Source organism: Rathayibacter sp. AY1D5 (assembly GCF_002932515.1).
In the GTDB taxonomy this organism is placed as follows: Bacteria; Actinomycetota; Actinomycetes; order Actinomycetales; family Microbacteriaceae; genus Rathayibacter.
On the sequence record NZ_PSVU01000001.1, the window covers coordinates 90,311 to 107,399 of the forward strand.

Below are 17,089 nucleotides of genomic sequence, written 5' to 3' on the forward strand. Positions count from 1 at the left end.
CGCCGATCCGTCCCGACGGGGCTCCTCCTCTCGCAGGAGGGGCCCCGTCGTGCGCACGATCTGCTCGATGACGCTCGCCTGAGGGTCAGCTCTGCTCGGGTTCCCCCTCGGAGGCCGGAAGGGCCTTGGCCGCCTCGGTGTTCAGTTCCTCGAGCAGTTCGATTCCACGTTCGAGGTCTCGTCGTGGAACTTCTTGGGCGTGAGCGACGGCATTCCGCAGGTTCCTAACGGTCCGGATGGCGTCCGCGTGATTCGAGACGAAATTCGTCTCCCTCTTCCTCCGGTCGGCCTCGGCCAGGCTCGGCCGTCCTCGTCCACGCACGGCATTGAATCCCACTTGCGTGGCGAGAGACTCGTATTCGCGCAGAATGTCGACGACGAGATCCGAGTTACTCCGTTCTTCCTTGCTCGAGCCGGTGGATTCGGGAGCCAATCCGGTGCCGGATCCGCTCACGCCCTGGAGGTTCAAGCTGTCCTCAGCATTCCAGGGGGTGGGATAGTTGTGAATGATGGTCGACGTCGTGGTGCTGGCGGAAGCGGAGGCGTCCTGCTGCACGAGTTGGAGCTGCACAGTGTTGCGCAGGAGTTCCACCTCGTCCCGGATAACCTCGCCACCCGCCTCGACGGCCTCGACTCGTCTCTTCAAAGAAATGCCGAGAACCGCTATCTCGGAGAGGTCGGGCCAGAGGAGTGCGACGACGACGAGGACCAGGGCAAGAACGGACGCACTGCTCAGATCAGGAGGGGCGCACGTCAGAGACGTGCTCTGCAACGCTCCGCCCTCATAAAGTCGGATCCCGCTGCATTCCCTGTAGAACCACACGGCGGCGATCGCATAGCCGATCGTCAGTATGAGAGCGACAGTCATCCGCCAGAATCGACCGGATCTCCACGGGTCGCCTGGCGGCTTCGTCGTCGTGGGATCTATCGGCTCGCTCATGTAACGGAGCCTAGCTTGTCTACTGCTTCCTTCCCACGGTTTCTTTCACGCTCTCCCTGGCGATTCAGGACGAGGATTTATGGATATCGAGAGTGTTCTACTCTTGCGGAGTCCTCGTTCTCCGAAGACACGAGGAAGAGAGCGATGGGACACGAATCTCGCGAGCCGCGCATTCGAGATGGCTGCACCACCGTGACCTCGGCGTCTCCTTCACAGGACGCGAATCGGGAAGTTGTCCCTGGAACGGCCTCGGCCGCCCGCGGGGCTCCCGCTCCGGGTCCTACCGTCGTCGGATGCCAGAGACCAGCGGGACGGACGACGAGCAGCCGACGGCGCTGCTGCGGCCCCGGCGCGCCCGCCCGCGCTGGCGCGTGGGGGTGGGAGCGGCGGTCGTGCTCGTGATCGGCGCCGCGGTCGTCGCGGTGTTGCTCGCCGGAGCGCGGTCGAGCGGGCACGAGCGCGTCCTGGAGCCCGCCGTGACGACGAATGCGCCCGCTGCGGTGGCCGAGTCGCTCTACGTGCACGTGGCCGGCGAGGTCGCCGCCCCGGGGCTGTACGTCCTGTCGCCGGAGGCGCGGGTGGCGGACGCGGTCGCCGCGGCCGGCGGGTTCCACGAGTCGGCGGAGCGCGCGGCGGTCAACCTGGCCCGGAGGCTCGTCGACGGCGAGCAGATCGTCGTGCCGGCCGTGGGAGCGGCGCCGGCCGCGGCGGGAGCGGCTCCGGGCGGATCCGCTCCGGGAGGGGCCTCCGCCGCCGGATCCGTGCTGAGCCTGAGCACGGCGACGGCCGCCCAGCTGGAGGAGCTGCCCGAGATCGGCCCGGCGACCGCGAAGAAGATCGTCGCCCACCGGGAGGCGAACGGCCCGTTCTCCTCCGTCGACCAGCTGCTCGAGGTCCCCGGGATCGGCGAGAAGACGCTCGCCGCGTTCCGCGACCAGGTCGCGCCGTGAGGAGCGTGCGGGCGGCGGACCTGCGGCTCCTGCCGGCAGCGGTGGCCGCCTGGACCACCGCGTGGGCGGCCGGGATGCTGCCGGTCGCGGCAGTGCTCGACGGGGGCCTCTCGTGGTGCGCCGCGGGCTGGGTGCTCCTCGGGGCGGCGTGCGTCCTGCTCCGGCGCGGTCTCGGCGGGCGGCTGGTCGGAGCGGTGCTCGTCGCGGGCGCGGGTGCCGCCCTGGCCCTCACCTCCGTCGTCGCTGCGGCGCCCGGTGGCCACCCGGCGTTGTTGCGGGAGGCCCAGGAGGATCGCGCCCTCACTCCGGTCACCGTGCGCGTCGATACGGGTGCCCGACCGCTCGCGACCGGGGGAGTGTGGTTCGACGCGACGGCGCTGCGGGTGGGAGACGCGTCGACCGCGGCCCCCGTCCGCGTGCTGCTCGCCGATCCCGGCGGTCGTCTGCCCGTGGGCGCCGAGCTCGACCTGGAGGCGCGTGCTGCGGCGCAGAAGGGGTCCGTCGGCGAGGCGACGATGCTGAGAGCGGCGTCCGTTGAGGACCGGCGCGGTCCCGGGGGAGCGGCGGCCGTCGCGGAGGTGCTGCGCTCGCGCTTCCTCGAACGCGCGGCGCTGGTCGGCGGCGACGTGGCGGGTCTGCTGCCGGGCCTCGCGACCGGCGACACGTCCGCGCTCGACGCGGGGCTCGAGGAGGCGATGCGCACCGCGTCACTCACCCACCTGACCGCCGTCTCGGGCGCCAACTGCGCCGTGGTGGTGGTCGCCGGCTGGACGATCGTGGCGCTCCTCGGCGCCGGGCGCCGCCTCCGGACCGTCGCCGCCCTCGCCCTGCTCGCCGGCTTCGTCGTGCTGGTGACCCCCGAGCCGAGCGTGGTGCGGGCCGCGATGATGGCGACGGTGGTCCTCCTCGCGCGGCTCGGGCGTCGCTCCGGAGCGGCCGTGCCCGCCCTGCTCGCGACCGTCGTCGTGCTCGTGGCCGCCGACCCCTCGATCGCGGGGAGGCTCGGCTTCGTGCTGTCCGTCCTCGCCACCGCCGGACTCCTGCTGCTCGCCGAGCCGATCGCGGGCGTTCTCGGTCGAGTGCTGCCCCGGCCTCTCGCCCTGCTGCTCGCGGTGCCGACCGCGGCGCAGCTCGCCTGCCAGCCCGTGCTGCTGCTCGTGGACCCGTCGGTGCCGGTGTACGGAGTGCTCGCCAACCTGCTCGCCGAGCCCGCGGCACCCGCCGCGACCGGGCTCGGGCTCATCGGCTGCCTGCTCGCTCCCTGGTGGCCCGGAGCCGCCGACGCGGCGATCCGGCTCGCCGCCGTCCCCGCCTGGTGGATCGCCTCGATCGCCCGCGCCGTCGACTCGTGGCCCGCCCCGAGGATCGCCTGGTGGCCCGGAGTGGGAGGAGCGCTCGCGCTCACCGTGCTGACCCTGCTCGCCCTCGTGCTCGTCACGCAGTCGCCGCGGCTCGCGCGGGTGCGCCGGGTCGCCGCCGTCGGGCTGGCGTGCGCGATCGCCGCCGCCGGCGGCACCACCGTCGCCACGCCGCTCCTCCGCGCCGCCTCGGTTCCCGAGGACTGGCGTGTCGCGATGTGCGACGTCGGGCAGGGCGACGCGGTCCTCCTCCGCGGAGACGCGGGCGTGCTGCTCGTCGACACGGGGCCCGAGCCCGCACCGCTCGAGGCCTGCCTCCGCCTGATGGGAGTGGACCGGATCCCGCTGCTGGTGCTCACTCACTACGACCTCGACCACGTCGGCGGGCTCCAGGCCGTCCTCGGACGGACCGACGCCGCGCTCGTCGGGCCCGCCGCGGGCCGCGACGACGAGCGCGACCGGGCGGCGCTCACCGGCGCGGGGGTCGCCGTGCAGGAGGCGGTCCGCGGCGACAGCGGCGCGCTCGGCTCGCTGCGCTGGCGGGTCGAGTGGCCGGAGCGGCGGAGCGCGCTGCGGGGGAACGAGGCGAGCGTGACCCTCCGGGTCGACATCGGCCCGGACGCCCGCGGCGGCCCGCTCTCCGTCGCGCTCCTGGGCGACCTCGGCGAGCAGGAGCAGGGACGCGTCTCCCGGCTGCCGGTCGGCCGGGTCGACGTCGTCAAGGTCGCGCATCACGGCTCCGCCGACCAGTCGCCCGCCCTCTACGACGCGCTCGGCGCGATTGTCGGGCTGATCTCCGTCGGGGCGGAGAACGACTACGGACATCCGAATCCGTCGCTCCTCGCTCTGCTGGCCGAGCGCGGGGTCGAGGCGCTGAGGTCGGATGTCGAGGGTACGGTCGTGCTCGCGTCCCGCAGCGACGGGATCGCGGTCTGGGTGAGCGGCGCGACGGCTCCCGCGGCGGCCTCGGGGCGCCGTGAGCGGGCCGTAGGGTGGAGGGCGCTCGGACGGGCGCGGCACGGAAGGACACGGCATGGCAGGCAGGGCCCCGGCGCGCGCGAAGGCAGCGCCCTCGAAGGCGGCGATCCCGCAGCTCGCCTGGAACCAGACCCGGCCGGCGCCGATCGTGCTGATCACCGGCCCGGAGCAGTTCCTCGCCGACCGCGCGCTGCGCTTCCTCCGTGAGTTCCTCCGGGCCGAGGATCCGAGCCTCGAGGTCAGCGACATCGACGCCGGCGGCTACGCGCCGGGGGAGCTGCTGACGCTCGCGAGCCCGTCCCTCTTCGACGAGCCCCGCCTCATCCGCGTCTCGAACGTCGAGAAGTGCACGGACGCGTTCCTCCTCGAGACCCTCGACTACCTCTCGGCGCCCGCGGACGGGGCGACCCTGGTGCTCCGCCACGGCGGCGGCAACCGGGGCAAGAAGCTCCTCGACGCCATCCGCTCGGGCACGGGCGGCGGCATCGAGATCGTCTGCGCCGAGCTCAAGCGCGAGAGCGACAAGGTCGACTTCGCGATCGCCGAGTTCCGCACCGCCGGCCGCACGGCGACCACCGGTGCCGTCCGAGCCCTGGTGTCTGCCTTCTCCGACGACCTCGACGAGCTCGCGTCGGCGTGCCAGCAGCTGCTGTCCGACGTCACCGGCGAGATCACCGAGGCGACCGTGGCGAAGTACTACGGCGGCCGCGTCGAGACCACGGCCTTCACCGTCGCCGACTCCGCGATCGCGGGCCGTCACGGCGAGGCGCTGCTCGGGCTCCGCCACGCCCTCGCCTCCGGCGCCGACCCGGTACCGATCGTCGCCGCGTTCGCGAGCAAGCTGCGGACCATGGCGAAGGTCGCCGGCTCGCGCGAGGGCTCGGGCCAGGTCGCCTCGCGTCTGGGCCTCGCTCCGTGGCAGGTGGACCGGGCCCGGCGCGACCTGCAGGGCTGGACCGGCGAGGGCCTCGGCACCGCGATCCTGACGGTCGCCGACGCCGACGCGAACGTGAAGGGCGCCACCCGCGACCCCGTGTACGCCCTCGAGCGCATGGTCTCCGTCGTCTCCGCCCGGGGCCTCTGACCCGCCCGAAAGACCCTGCGCCCGCGATCCGCACCGACCTCGTCCCCGGCGGTTCTCGATACGCCGCTCCGCGTCCACTCGACCAGCAGTGAGGGGATCACCTCCCCTCGCAGGGTCGCACCGCGGCCGACGAAGAGTCGGACAACGACCTCGCAGGGTCACCGGCGACCCACGTGTCAGCGGATCGTCGTACCCGGAACGCTCCCCGCTCCTCCCACCGCGACCAAGCGCGGAAGCCGACTGCGCGACGGGCGACGAGGCACGAGGAGCTCGTCGAGATCGGTGCGGGTCACCGGCGATCCGCGTGCGAGCGGATCGTCGTACCCCGAAACGCTCTCCGCTCCTCCCCCCGCGACCCTCCGCGGTAGCCGACCGGGCCGCAGCCGATCGAGAGCCGGACGATGCCCTCGCAGGGTCACCGGCGATCCGCGTGTCAGCGGATCGACGTACCCGGAACGGAACCCGCTCCTCCCACCGCAACCAAGCGCGGAAGCCGACTGCGCGACGGGCGACGAGGCACGAGGAGCCCGTCGACCGCGAAGCGGAAACGACGAAGGGCCCGGCCAGAGGCCGGACCCTTCGTCGTTTCCGCTTCGCGCAGTATTACAGCGCGGCGACCTGCTTCGCGATGGCCGACTTGCGGTTCGCGGCCTGGTTCTTGTGGATGACGCCCTTGCTGGCGGCCTTGTCGAGCTTCTTGGCGGCGAAGGCGAGGGCGGTGCCGGCCTTCTCGGTGTCGCCGGCGGCGATGGCGGTGTGGACCGAGCGGATGGCGGTCTTCAGCTCGCTCTTGACGGCCTTGTTGCGCTCGTTCGCCTTCTTGTTGGTGAGGTTGCGCTTGATCTGCGACTTGATGTTTGCCACGTGGATTACCTTCTTCTCGGATGTGCGTGTGTGCAGCCGGCTACTCGACGGAGTGCCCCTTCCGCGGGCGTCTGAACGCCCTGCGGTGCGACTGGAGGTCGCCGGCTTCTGATCACTCCACGCCTGCCGGGTGTCCGGAGGGGGAGCGCAAGCCAACAAGGAACTTTAGCGCACCCGTCGTCACCCTTCAACCGCGCCGCGCCCGCGAGTGCGGCGCCGTCCGGGTCGGGCCCGCCGGGCGACACGCCGGGGGAGGCGGACCGCCGCGGCGTCTCGCGGCCCGGGCCCGCCGGTAACGTGACGCCGGTGCCCCGTCTCGCCGATCACCTCTCCGCGGTGCCGCCCTCGGGCATCCGCCACCTGTTCGAGATCGCGCTGCGGCTCGATGGAGTCACCCTCCTCGCGGTGGGCGAGCCCGACGTGCCGACCGCGCCGCACATCATCGAGGCGGCCCGGGCGGCGTGGGCGGCCGACGACACCCGCTACGGGCCCAACGGCGGCGTGCCCGAGCTCCGGCGGGCCATCGTGGAGAAGCTGGCGCGCGACAACGGCATCGAGGCGGACGTCGAGCAGGTGTGGGTGACCGTCGGCGCCACGCAGGCGCTGCACCAGGCGATGACGCTCCTGCTCGGGCCCGGCGACGAGGTGCTCATCCCCGACCCGGGCTACACCGTCTTCACGACCAATGCGCGGACCATCGGCGCCGTGCCCGTGCCGTACACGCTGCGCGCTGAGAACGCCTTCCTCCCCGATCCCGAGGAGGTCGAGCGCCTGATCACGGACCGGACCCGCGTCCTGATCGTCAACAGCCCGTCCAACCCGCTCGGCGTGGTGTTCCCGAGGGAGGTCCTCGAGCGCCTGCTCGACATCGCCCGGCGCCACGACCTGTGGGTGCTCAGCGACGAGGTCTACGAGTACTTCACCTACGGGCGCCCGCACGTGAGCCTCGCGGCGATCGCGCAGGAGCGCGGGGACGACGCCGACCGCGTCCTCAGCGTCTTCTCCTTCTCGAAGACCTACGCGATGACCGGCGTCCGCGTCGGCTACCTCGTGACGCCTCCCGGCTTCACGTCGATCATGGTCACGGTGCAGGAGGCGGCGATCAGCTGCGTCGCCACTCCGGACCAGCGCGCCGCCCTCGCCGCTCTGACCGGGCCGCAGGACGCGGTGGCCGCCGCCTCCGACCACTACCTCGCCAACCTGCGGCTCGCGACGGGCGTGCTCGACGAGCGGGGGATCGCCTACCGCGAGCCCGAGGGCGCGTTCTACCTGTGGATCGACATGGCGCACGCGACCGGCGGGGACGTCGCCTCCTGGGTCGAGTCGTTCCTCCTCGAGACCCTCGTCGCCGTCGCTCCCGGCAGCGCCTTCGGCCGCACCGGCGAGGGCTGGATCCGCGTCTGCCTCGCCGCTGACCCCGCCGCGCTGGAGCACGGGCTGCGCGCTCTCCCGGCCCCGGTGCGCGGATGAGCGCCGCCGAGGTGCTGGTCCGGCGCGTCCGGGCCCAGGAGTACGACGAGGTCTCGCGCCTGCGGCTCGCCGCCTACGCCCACGACTACGAGCTGGGGGAGGAGTACGCCGCCGACGTCGCCGCGGTCGCCCGGCACGACGTCGAGGGCGAGGTCTGGGTCGCCGTCGAGGGCGACGGGCGGATCCTCGCGACGGTCACCACTGCGCGCCCGGGCGCGAACTTGTACGAGCTCGGCCGCCCCGGCGAGCTGGACTGGCGGCTGCTCGCCGTCGCCCCGGAGGCACGCGGGCGGGGTCTCGGGCGGCTGCTCACCGAGTTCGTCGTGATGCTCGCCGCCGAGCGGGGCCTCCAGCGGGTCGTGATGAACAGCGGCACGCTGATGACCACCGCGCACGCCCTCTACGAGAGCATGGGCTTCGTCCGCCTCGGCGAGCGGGAGAACCCGCCCGGCGTCGAGCCCACCCGCACCTATGGACTCGATCTGTAGCCGCCGGTCCCGGCCTCCGCCGCCGGGCATGGGACACTGGTCCCACGATGTCTCCACGTGCACACTCCGGGCTCGAGCCCGCCGCGACCGATCCGGCGTCCATCCGCAACTTCTGCATCATCGCCCACATCGACCACGGCAAGTCCACCCTCGCCGACCGGATGCTCGGCATCACGGGTGTCGTCGAGGACCGGGCGATGCGCGCGCAGTACCTCGACCGCATGGACATCGAGCGCGAGCGCGGCATCACGATCAAGTCGCAGGCCGTGCGGATGCCGTGGGAGCGCGACGGGCGCACGTTCGCCCTGAACATGATCGACACTCCGGGGCACGTCGACTTCTCCTACGAGGTCAGCCGCTCGCTGGCGGCCTGCGAGGGCGCGATCCTCCTGGTCGACGCGGCGCAGGGCATCGAGGCCCAGACGCTCGCGAACCTCTACCTCGCGCTCGAGAACGACCTCACGATCATCCCTGTCCTGAACAAGATCGACCTGCCGGCCGCGGACCCCGAGAAGTACGCGAAGGAGCTCGCGAGCCTGATCGGCGGCGACCCGGACGACGTCCTCCGCGTCTCCGGCAAGACCGGCATGGGCGTCGAGGCGCTGCTCGACCGCGTCACCGAGCTCATCCCGCCGCCCGTCGGCGACCCCTCCGCCCCTGCGCGCGCCATGATCTTCGACTCCGTGTACGACGCCTACCGCGGGGTCGTCACCTACGTCCGGATGATCGACGGCAAGCTCTCGCCGCGCGAGAAGATCCAGATGATGTCGACCCGCGCCACGCACGAGATCCTCGAGATCGGCGTGTCGAGCCCCGAGCCCGTCGCGACGCAGGGTCTCGCGGTCGGCGAGGTGGGCTACCTGATCACCGGTGTGAAGGACGTGCGCCAGTCGAAGGTCGGCGACACCGTCACCACGGCGTCGAAGCCCGCGACGCAGGCGCTGCCCGGCTACACCGAGCCGCTCCCGATGGTCTTCTCGGGCCTGTACCCGATCGACGGCAGCGACTACCCGGACCTGCGCGAGGCCCTCGACAAGCTCAAGCTCTCGGACGCGGCACTCGTCTACGAGCCCGAGACGTCGGTGGCGCTCGGCTTCGGCTTCCGCTGCGGGTTCCTCGGCCTCCTGCACCTCGAGATCATCACCGAGCGCCTGCAGCGCGAGTTCGGTCTCGACCTCATCACCACGGCGCCCTCGGTCATCTACGAGGTCTCGACGGAGGACAAGAAGACCGTCACCGTCACGAACCCGAGCGAGTTCCCCGTCGGCAAGATCGCCGCCGTCACGGAGCCGATCGTCAAGGCCGCGATCCTCGCGCCGAAGGACTACGTCGGCACGATCATGGAGCTCTGCCAGAGCCGCCGCGGGACCCTGATCGGCATGGAGTACCTGGGCGAGGACCGGGTCGAGATCCGCTACCACATGCCCCTCGGCGAGATCGTCTTCGACTTCTTCGACAACCTCAAGTCCAAGACCGCCGGCTACGCCTCGCTCGACTACGAGCCCGCCGGCTCGCAGGAGGCCGACCTCGTGAAGGTCGACATCCTGCTGCAGGGTGAGCAGGTCGACGCGTTCAGCGCGATCGTGCACCGGGAGAAGGCCTACGCCTACGGCGTGCTGATGACGGGGCGCCTGCGCAAGCTGATCCCGCGTCAGCAGTTCGAGGTGCCGATCCAGGCCGCCATCGGCGCCCGGATCATCGCCCGCGAGTCGATCAGCGCGATGCGCAAGGACGTCCTGGCCAAGTGCTACGGCGGCGACATCACCCGCAAGCGCAAGCTCCTCGAGAAGCAGAAGGAGGGCAAGAAGCGGATGAAGATGGTCGGCCGCGTCGAGGTCCCCCAGGAGGCGTTCATCGCCGCGCTCTCGGGCGACGTCGAGACCAAGGACAAGAAGTAGCGCGAGCCCCGTCGCCGGCGCCCGTCCCCCCTCCCGGACGGGTGACGCACCCCCCGTCCGGGACATCGTGTCCGCGGGGATTGCGGCGCCTCACAGCGGACCGATAGCTTTCGGACGCCAGGACGCGGCCGTGGATCGAGATCGATCCGCACGGGGGGCTGCAGCGTCGACGACCGGTCCTCCACCATGACGAAGGGTGGTAGTCCGTGGTGCCTACGAGCACGAGAAAGCGCTGGATCAGGACGGGGGCGGCGCTCGCGAGCATCGCGGCCGTCGCAGCGGGATCGCTGGTGGCGGCGGGACCGGCCTCGGCAGCGAACAAGGTGATCCCGGTCGCGCCCGCGCCCTACTCCTGGTCGGACAGCGCCCGGTTCGGCACCGACGTGCCGCTTCCGGTGGCCGCAGACGCGACCACGCTGACCGTCGAGCTGCCCGACTCCACCGCTCCCGACACCTTCACCGAGTGGTCGCACCCCGGCTACCGGGTCGTGACGTGGCAGCTGAGGAGCACCGCGACGGACCTCGAGAGCGGCGAATCCGTCGTCGACACCGCCACCAACTCGATCCAGATCCCGATCGGACGCGCCGCCGGCTCCTTCGGAGGCACCTCGCTCTCGCTCCTCCTGAACGGCGCCGAGGACGAGGCGGACGACGCGTACGCTCCGGCCGGCGTCGACCGGACCGGCTTCGTCCTCGCCCTCTCCGCCGACCTCCAGGTGACTGCTGCGAGCGGGTCCGCGGAGGCCGACCTCGACCTGTCGACGTCCACCTCCTCCGAGCGCGCCGGCGGCGAATTCTGGGCCGGCGGCGGCACTGTCACCGAGGCCGGCGCGGGCGACGTCATCGTCCTCGACTCCGGTGTCCCCGGCTTCTTCGACCTCGCGGGCCTCAGCGCCACGGTCGGAACGGAGGACGGTGGCCGCCTGAAGGCCGTCCCCAAGGTCGTGCAGGACGGCCGGGGCATCGCGATCACCCCGACCCAGGAGTTCTTCGACCGCTACCTCACCTTCAGCGACACGACGCCGCTCGGCGCCCCGTCCGTCGAGGTGAAGGGGCTCAGCCGCGGCGGCGAGCAGCCGGCAGGCACCGGTGTCATCGTGCGCGCGCCGCTGCGCGTCGTCCCGTCGACCACCACCCCGACGCCGGGCACCGGCCTGGAGGTCGTCCGCCTCGCGGGCACCGACCGCCAGGGCACCGCCGTCGAGATCTCGAAGGCGACCTTCGACACCCCCGGCGTCCCCGTCGTCTACATCGCCACCGGCGCGAACTTCCCCGACGCGCTCAGCGCCGGTCCCGCCGCCGCGAAGCAGGGCGGCCCGCTCCTCCTGGTCGACCGCGACTCTGTGAGCCAGGTCGTGCGCGACGAGCTCACCCGTCTCAAGCCCCAGCGGATCGTCGTCGTCGGCTCCGACCTCAGCGTCAGCGACGCCCTCGCGACCGACCTCGGCCAGTACGCGAACGGGAGGGTCTTCCGCCTCGGAGGCACCGACCGCTACGACACGTCGCGGAAGATCATCGAGAGCGCCTTCGGCACCTCGCCGAAGGGGGCCTGGCTCGCGACCGGCGAGAAGTTCCCCGACGCGCTCAGCGCCACCGCCGCCGCGGGCAAGAACTCCGCCCCCGTCGTCCTCGTGAACGGCGGCCTCCCGGCGGCCGACCCGACCACTGTCGGGATCCTGACGCGGCTCCGGCCGCCGGTGCTCACCATCGCGGGATCCGAGCTGTCGGTCAGCGCCGGCATCCAGAACTCCCTCACGGTGCCGGCCGGACCGGTCGTCAACCGCATCGGCGGGGTCGACCGCTACGACACCTCGGAGCAGCTCAACCTGGCGGCCTTCCCCCGCGGGTCGAAGACCGTGTTCCTGGCCACCGGAGAGAACTTCCCCGACGCTCTGGCGGGAGCCGCGGCCGCCGGGCTTACGGGGAGCCCCCTCTTCGCCGTGCCCCCGACCTGCGTGCCGGTCAAGGTGCTGCAGGACATCAAGGCCGGCGGAGCGACGCGCGTCGTCCTCCTCGGCGGCACCGGCACCCTCTCGGACGCCGTGGCGAAGCTGACGCCCTGCAGCTGACCCGACCCGCACCACGACGAGGGCCCTCCTCCCGCTCCGGCGGGGGAGGGCCCTCCGTCGTTCCCGGCTCGGGGCGGCGACGGTCGGATACGCTGGGTCGGATGGACAGCACCACCCGGCACGCGGACTCGACGCGCGCCGCGCTCGAGGAGTCCGGGAAGAAGGTCGGGACGTGAGCATCCGCCGCTCCAACTTCGAGGGCCAGCCGCAGGTCACCTACGCGGCCGTCGGCGGCACTCTGGCCCCCGACCTGCTCGAGTACCCGCCGGACGGCTTCACGGCCGAGCGCTTCGAGGCCCGGCTCGGCTCGGGCGACGAGCGCTTCGCCATCACCACCGCCTCCCTGATGACCTGGGGCGTGCAGCGCGGCAGCGGCATCGAGGTGACCGACATCACCAGCGGCAGCGGCGTGCAGTACACCGGGGTCAACTTCGACGCCGCGGGCACCCCGATCGACCTCGTCAGCCGGCCGACGGAGGAGCACTTCGCTCCCGACGGCACCCCCTACATCACCGCGGGCGTGACCGCCGTGCTCCGCGTGACACTGCTCGGCCGCGTCTTCGACGCCCCGGTGCGCGTGGTCTACGTCGTCGACGAGCCCGACCAGGTCGGCTTCGCCTACGGCACTCTCGAGGGCCACCCCGAGAGCGGCGAGGAGTCCTTCGTCGTCGAGAAGCGCGCGGACGACTCGGTCTGGCTCGTCATCCGGGTCTTCTCGCGACCCTCCACCCGCCTCTACCGCCTGGGCGCGCCGGTGCTGCGCGCCGTGCAGAAGCGCCAGGTCGCCAAGTACCTGCGCGCGCTGCTGCCGGCGCGCGTCAGCTGACGTGGGGAGCGCCCTCCCGATCGCCGATCCTGCTCCGCTCGACGGCGGACTGCCCGCGTCCGTCGTCGACGGCGTGGAGCAGCGCGACCTCGGCCTCTACGTGCACGTGCCGTTCTGCCGGGTCCGCTGCGGGTACTGCGACTTCAACACCTACACGGCGACCGAGCTCCGCGGGGCGAAGCAGCAGGACTACGCCGACGAGGCGATCACCGAGATGGCTCTCGGTGCCGAGGTGCTCGAGCGCGCGGGTCTGCCCCGACGCCCCGCCCGCACGGTCTTCTTCGGCGGCGGGACGCCCACCCTCCTGCCCGCCGGCGACCTGGTGCGGATGCTAGACGGCCTCCGCACCCACTTCGGGGTCGCGCCCGACGCCGAGATCACCACCGAGGCGAACCCGGACTCCGTCGACGCCGCCTACCTCCGCGCGCTGGCCGAGGCGGGCTTCACCCGCGTCAGCTTCGGGATGCAGTCGGCCGTGCCGCACGTCCTCGCCACGCTCGAGCGCACCCACGACCCGGAGCGGGTCCCGCTCGTGGTCGAGTGGGCGAGGGAGGCCGGCCTGCAGGTCAGCCTCGACCTCATCTACGGCACACCGGGGGAGTCCCTCGCCGACTGGGAGCGCTCGCTCGACTCCGCTCTCGCCAACCGGCCGGACCACCTCTCGGCCTACGCCCTGATCGTGGAGGACGGCACGAAGCTCGCCCGGCAGATCCGCCGCGGCGAGGTCGCGACCCCGGACGACGACCTCACGGCCGACATGTACGAGCTCGCCGACGCGCGCCTGGCCGCGGCCGGGTACTCCTGGTACGAGGTCAGCAACTGGGCGCGCGACGACGCGCACCGCTCCCGGCACAACCTCTCGTACTGGCTCGGCCACGACTGGTGGGGCGTCGGCCCCGGGGCGCACAGCCACGTCGGGGGCGTGCGCTGGTGGAACGTGAAGCACCCGGCGGCCTACGCCGACCGGCTGAGCACCGGGGCCTCGCCCGCTGCCGGGCGGGAGACGCTCGACGCGGGCACGCGGCGGGTGGAGGACGTGCTGCTGCGCTCGCGCCTGGCGGACGGGCTGCCGATCGACTCGATCGACGCCGGTCGGCGCAGCGAGGTGGCGGGGCTCATCGCCGACGGCCTCGTCGACGGCCGGGCGGCGCTCCGGGGGCGGATCGTGCTGACCCTGCGCGGCCGTCTGCTGGCCGACGCGGTCGTGCGGCGCCTCACCGACGGCTGAGGCCGGATCCCGGGGCGGCAGGCGCACGGCCGCCCCGGTTCCGCGGCTACTTGAAGAACGGGATGCTGAGCGGGTACGTGTAGTACTCGCCCGCGCTGGCGCGCACCGAGGCGATGATCGCGAAGACGATCACCAGGATCGGCACGACCAGGAACACGATGAAGCCGACGAGGACGAAGGACAGGATCGTCCCGGCGACGTAGGCGATCAGCGTCGTCAGGTGGAAGTTGAGGGCCGTCTTGGCGTGCGCTTCGAGGAACGGTCCGCGCCCCTTGAAGACCAGGAAGACGATCAGCGAGGGCAGGAAGCTGAAGAAGATGCCGGTCACGTGCGTGACGATCGCCCAGGTCTTCTCGTCCGCCGGGTTCAGCGGCGGAGCCGGGGTCCCGTAGACGGGGGGCGGGGGAGGGGTGGCCGACATGATGGTCTCCGTTCCGGCGGCGGCGACGGGCGTCCCCCGTGCGCTCGGCGTCCATCGTGGCATGCGGCGACTCCCTCCGCACCGGGCCGCGCGGGACCTCCTCCTCGGGGATGACGGGGCTCCTCCCCGCGGCCCTGCAGGAGTGCACCCCGGCCGATCCCCGCGCAACCCCGCCGGGCGGTCCGCCTCCCGGTTATGATTGGCACTCAGAGTTGCGGAGTGCCAGGCTCCGCGCGGCGTCAGCGCCGCAGACGGTCGTGCCCGCGGGCACTCGGAGTCCGGCGGGAGGTCGGTCGTATGGTCACGGAGCGCGGTCTCCAGGTCCTGCGCGTGATCGTGCAGGACTACGTGGCGAACCGGGAGCCGGTGGGCTCCAAGTCGATCGTCGAGCGCCACGCGTTCGGCGTCTCGGCCGCCACCATCCGCAACGAGATGGCCCAGCTGGAGGAGGAGGAGCTGATCGCGGCTCCGCACACCTCGTCCGGCCGCGTGCCGACCGATAAGGGCTACCGCCTCTTCGTCGACCAGCTCGCCGACCTGCGCCCGCTCACCTCCGCGCAGCGCCAGGCGATCGAGACGTTCCTCGGGCAGAGCCCGGACCTCGACGAGGTGCTGGTCAAGACCGTCCGCCTGCTCTCGCAGCTCACCAACAGCGTCGCGCTCGTGCAGTACCCGTCGTTCGGAGCCGCGCGGCTGCGCCACGTGGAGCTCGTCGCCCTCGCTCCCCGCCGCCTCCTGTCGGTGCTGATCACCGACACCGGCCGGGTCGACCAGCGCGTGCTCGAGACCCCGGAGGACGTGGACGACGCGCTCCTCGGCGAGATCCGCGCGAAGCTCAACACGGCCGTGCTGGGCCTCGGGCTCCAGCAGGCGGCCGAGACGCTCGGCTCCGTCGCGGAGCGCTTCAGCCCCGAGCGGCGCCACGTGCTGACGCCGATCGTGCAGACCCTGCTCGAGCAGGTCGGCGCCAACCGGCAGGACCGCCTGGTCATGGCCGGCGCCGCGAACCTCGTCCGCACCGAGGAGGACTTCTCGGGCAGCATCTACCCCGTGCTCGAGGCGATCGAGGAGCAGGTGGAGCTGCTGCGCCTCTTCGCCGAGATGACCCCGGACCCCCGGGGCATCTCGGTGCGCATCGGCCGCGAGAACGCGCCGTTCGGGCTGCAGGAGACCTCGGTGCTCACGAGCGGGTACAACACCGCGGGCGGCCAGGTCTCGCGCCTGGGCGTGCTCGGCCCGATCCGGATGGACTACTCCGGCAACATCACCGCGGTGCGCGCCGTCGCCCGCTACCTCTCCCGCCTCCTCGGCGAGGAGTAGGCCCGACCTCCCGGCCCCCGCCGGATCCCCCCGGTGCGCCGTGCCCGGCCCACCGACCCACGAACGAAGGACGAAGCCACCTGTGGCCGATCACTACGAAGTGCTGGGCGTCGACCGCGACGCCTCCGCCGACGAGATCAAGAAGGCGTACCGCCGACTCGCCCGCGAGCTGCACCCCGACGTCAACCCGAGCGCGGACGCCTCCGAGCGCTTCAAGCTCGTCACGCACGCCTACGACGTCCTGAGCGACGCCCAGCAGCGGGCGCAGTACGACCGCGGGCCCCAGGAGGGCTTCGGCGGCGGCGGCCAGGGCTTCGGCGGGTTCGGCGACATCTTCGAGACCTTCTTCGGGCAGGGCGCGCAGGGCTCGTCTCGCGGGCCGCGCTCCCGCCGCGAGCGCGGCCAGGACGCCCTGCTGCGCGTGGAGGTCTCGCTCGACGAGGTCATCTTCGGCACCCACCGCGACCTCGAGGTCGACACGGCGGTGCTCTGCGAGACGTGCCAGGGCTCGTGCTGCCAGCCCGGCACCTCGCCGGTGACCTGCGACATCTGCCACGGCTCCGGCCAGATCCAGCGCACGGTCCGCTCGCTCCTGGGCAATGTGATGACGGCCAGCCCCTGCGGCACCTGCCGCGGCTACGGCACCGTCATCGCGACCCCCTGCTCCACCTGCCAGGGCCAGGGACGCGTCCGCGCCCGCCGCACCATCCCCGTCGACGTCCCCGCGGGAGTCGACACGGGCCTGCGCCTGCAGATGCCCGGCAGCGGCGAGGTCGGCCCGGCCGGCGGCCCCAACGGCGACCTGTACCTCGAGATCAAGGTCAAGCACCACGACGTCTTCAGCCGCAACGGCGACGACCTTCTCTGCACCCTCGAGGTGCAGATGACGGACGCGATCCTCGGCTCCACGGCGTCGCTCAAGGCGCTCGACGGGGACATCGAGATCGAGATCAAGCCGGGCACGCAGAGCACCGAGATCGTCACGATCAAGGGACGCGGAGTCACGCGCCTGCGCGGCAGCGGACGCGGCGACCTCCGCATCGGCATCCAGGTCGTCACCCCGACGAAGCTGGGCCACCGCGAGCGGGAGCTGGTCCAGGAGCTGGCGAAGCACTACAAGCCGCAGAAGCCCGCGCTGACCCACTTCCAGCAGGGCCTGTTCTCCAAGCTCCGCGACCGCTTCCTGGGCTGAGCC

14 protein-coding genes are annotated in these 17,089 nt (G+C 72.3%); 11 read left to right on the forward strand and 3 right to left on the reverse strand.

Annotated features, from left to right (window positions below):
• Positions 1-85: 85 nt before the first annotated feature.
• Positions 86-940, reverse strand: coding sequence for a hypothetical protein (locus tag C5C82_RS00405; RefSeq protein WP_146085936.1), 855 nt, complete (start codon positions 938-940; stop codon positions 86-88).
• Between the two features lie 293 nt (positions 941-1,233).
• On the opposite strand from C5C82_RS00405, the gene C5C82_RS00410 reads away from it, so the two are divergent.
• Genes C5C82_RS00410 through holA form a run of 3 tightly spaced genes read left to right on the forward strand, consistent with a single transcriptional unit; the run spans position 1,234 to position 5,310 of the window.
• The gene (locus tag C5C82_RS00410) at positions 1,234-1,890 is read left to right on the forward strand and encodes a helix-hairpin-helix domain-containing protein (protein WP_104354446.1); all 657 of its coding nucleotides are present in this window, start codon (positions 1,234-1,236) and stop codon (positions 1,888-1,890) included.
• Positions 1,887-4,433 carry a ComEC/Rec2 family competence protein gene (locus tag C5C82_RS00415; RefSeq protein ID WP_146085937.1) on the forward strand — a complete coding sequence of 849 codons (2,547 nt, stop codon included), beginning with the start codon at positions 1,887-1,889 and terminating at the stop codon, positions 4,431-4,433. The genes C5C82_RS00410 and C5C82_RS00415 overlap by 4 nt, the downstream gene beginning before the upstream one ends.
• The gene (holA, locus tag C5C82_RS17900) at positions 4,333-5,310 is read left to right on the forward strand and encodes a DNA polymerase III subunit delta (RefSeq protein WP_258059737.1); all 978 of its coding nucleotides are present in this window, start codon (positions 4,333-4,335) and stop codon (positions 5,308-5,310) included. Before C5C82_RS00415 ends, holA begins: the two co-directional genes overlap by 101 nt.
• Before the next feature lie 603 nt (positions 5,311-5,913).
• On the opposite strand, the gene rpsT is transcribed toward holA, so the two are convergent.
• A complete protein-coding gene (gene rpsT / locus C5C82_RS00425; RefSeq protein WP_097165711.1) occupies positions 5,914-6,174 on the reverse strand; it encodes a 30S ribosomal protein S20 in 261 nt (86 codons plus the stop codon).
• Between the two features lie 306 nt (positions 6,175-6,480).
• Here rpsT and C5C82_RS00430 point away from each other — a divergent pair, with 306 nt between their 5' ends.
• The 6 genes from C5C82_RS00430 (at position 6,481) to hemW (ending at position 14,153) form a co-directional block, all read left to right on the forward strand.
• Entirely contained in the window at positions 6,481-7,644 is a 1,164-nt protein-coding gene (locus C5C82_RS00430) for a pyridoxal phosphate-dependent aminotransferase (RefSeq protein WP_104248213.1), read from the forward strand.
• Positions 7,641-8,132 (forward strand): GNAT family N-acetyltransferase, encoded by a 492-nt coding sequence (locus C5C82_RS00435; protein WP_104223126.1) that lies wholly within the window; start codon positions 7,641-7,643, stop codon positions 8,130-8,132. Before C5C82_RS00430 ends, C5C82_RS00435 begins: the two co-directional genes overlap by 4 nt.
• A gap of 47 nt (positions 8,133-8,179) precedes the next feature.
• The gene (lepA, locus tag C5C82_RS00440) at positions 8,180-10,030 is read left to right on the forward strand and encodes a translation elongation factor 4 (protein WP_104223127.1); all 1,851 of its coding nucleotides are present in this window, start codon (positions 8,180-8,182) and stop codon (positions 10,028-10,030) included.
• A gap of 206 nt (positions 10,031-10,236) precedes the next feature.
• The gene (locus C5C82_RS00445; RefSeq protein WP_104292948.1) at positions 10,237-12,099 is read left to right on the forward strand and encodes a cell wall-binding repeat-containing protein; all 1,863 of its coding nucleotides are present in this window, start codon (positions 10,237-10,239) and stop codon (positions 12,097-12,099) included.
• A 172-nt stretch (positions 12,100-12,271) separates the two neighbouring features.
• Positions 12,272-12,925, forward strand: a complete 654-nt coding sequence (locus tag C5C82_RS00450) for a DUF1990 family protein (RefSeq protein WP_244229440.1) — start codon at positions 12,272-12,274, stop codon at positions 12,923-12,925.
• Position 12,926: 1 nt separating this feature from the next.
• On the forward strand, positions 12,927-14,153 hold the full coding sequence (gene hemW / locus C5C82_RS00455) for a radical SAM family heme chaperone HemW (RefSeq protein WP_104354448.1): 1,227 nt from the start codon (positions 12,927-12,929) through the stop codon (positions 14,151-14,153).
• A 46-nt stretch (positions 14,154-14,199) separates the two neighbouring features.
• Here hemW and C5C82_RS00460 read toward each other — a convergent pair whose 3' ends face one another.
• Positions 14,200-14,574 carry a DUF4870 domain-containing protein gene (locus C5C82_RS00460; RefSeq protein WP_104223130.1) on the reverse strand — a complete coding sequence of 125 codons (375 nt, stop codon included), beginning with the start codon at positions 14,572-14,574 and terminating at the stop codon, positions 14,200-14,202.
• A 297-nt stretch (positions 14,575-14,871) separates the two neighbouring features.
• On the opposite strand from C5C82_RS00460, the gene hrcA reads away from it, so the two are divergent.
• A complete protein-coding gene (gene hrcA, locus C5C82_RS00465; protein WP_104223131.1) occupies positions 14,872-15,894 on the forward strand; it encodes a heat-inducible transcriptional repressor HrcA in 1,023 nt (340 codons plus the stop codon).
• A gap of 82 nt (positions 15,895-15,976) precedes the next feature.
• Complete coding sequence (gene dnaJ / locus C5C82_RS00470; protein ID WP_104225203.1) at positions 15,977-17,086, forward strand: molecular chaperone DnaJ; 1,110 nt, start codon at positions 15,977-15,979, stop codon at positions 17,084-17,086.
• The last annotated feature ends 3 nt before the right edge of the window (positions 17,087-17,089 follow it).

Coding starts and splice junctions, on each gene's coding strand:
- C5C82_RS00405 (WP_146085936.1), bottom strand. CDS start 940: ATGAGCGAGCCGATAGATCCCACGACGACGAAGCCGCCAGGCGACCCG.
- C5C82_RS00410 (WP_104354446.1), top strand. CDS start 1,234: ATGCCAGAGACCAGCGGGACGGACGACGAGCAGCCGACGGCGCTGCTG.
- C5C82_RS00435 (WP_104223126.1), top strand. CDS start 7,641: ATGAGCGCCGCCGAGGTGCTGGTCCGGCGCGTCCGGGCCCAGGAGTAC.
- lepA (WP_104223127.1), top strand. CDS start 8,180: ATGTCTCCACGTGCACACTCCGGGCTCGAGCCCGCCGCGACCGATCCG.
- C5C82_RS00460 (WP_104223130.1), bottom strand. CDS start 14,574: ATGTCGGCCACCCCTCCCCCGCCCCCCGTCTACGGGACCCCGGCTCCG.
- hrcA (WP_104223131.1), top strand. CDS start 14,872: ATGGTCACGGAGCGCGGTCTCCAGGTCCTGCGCGTGATCGTGCAGGAC.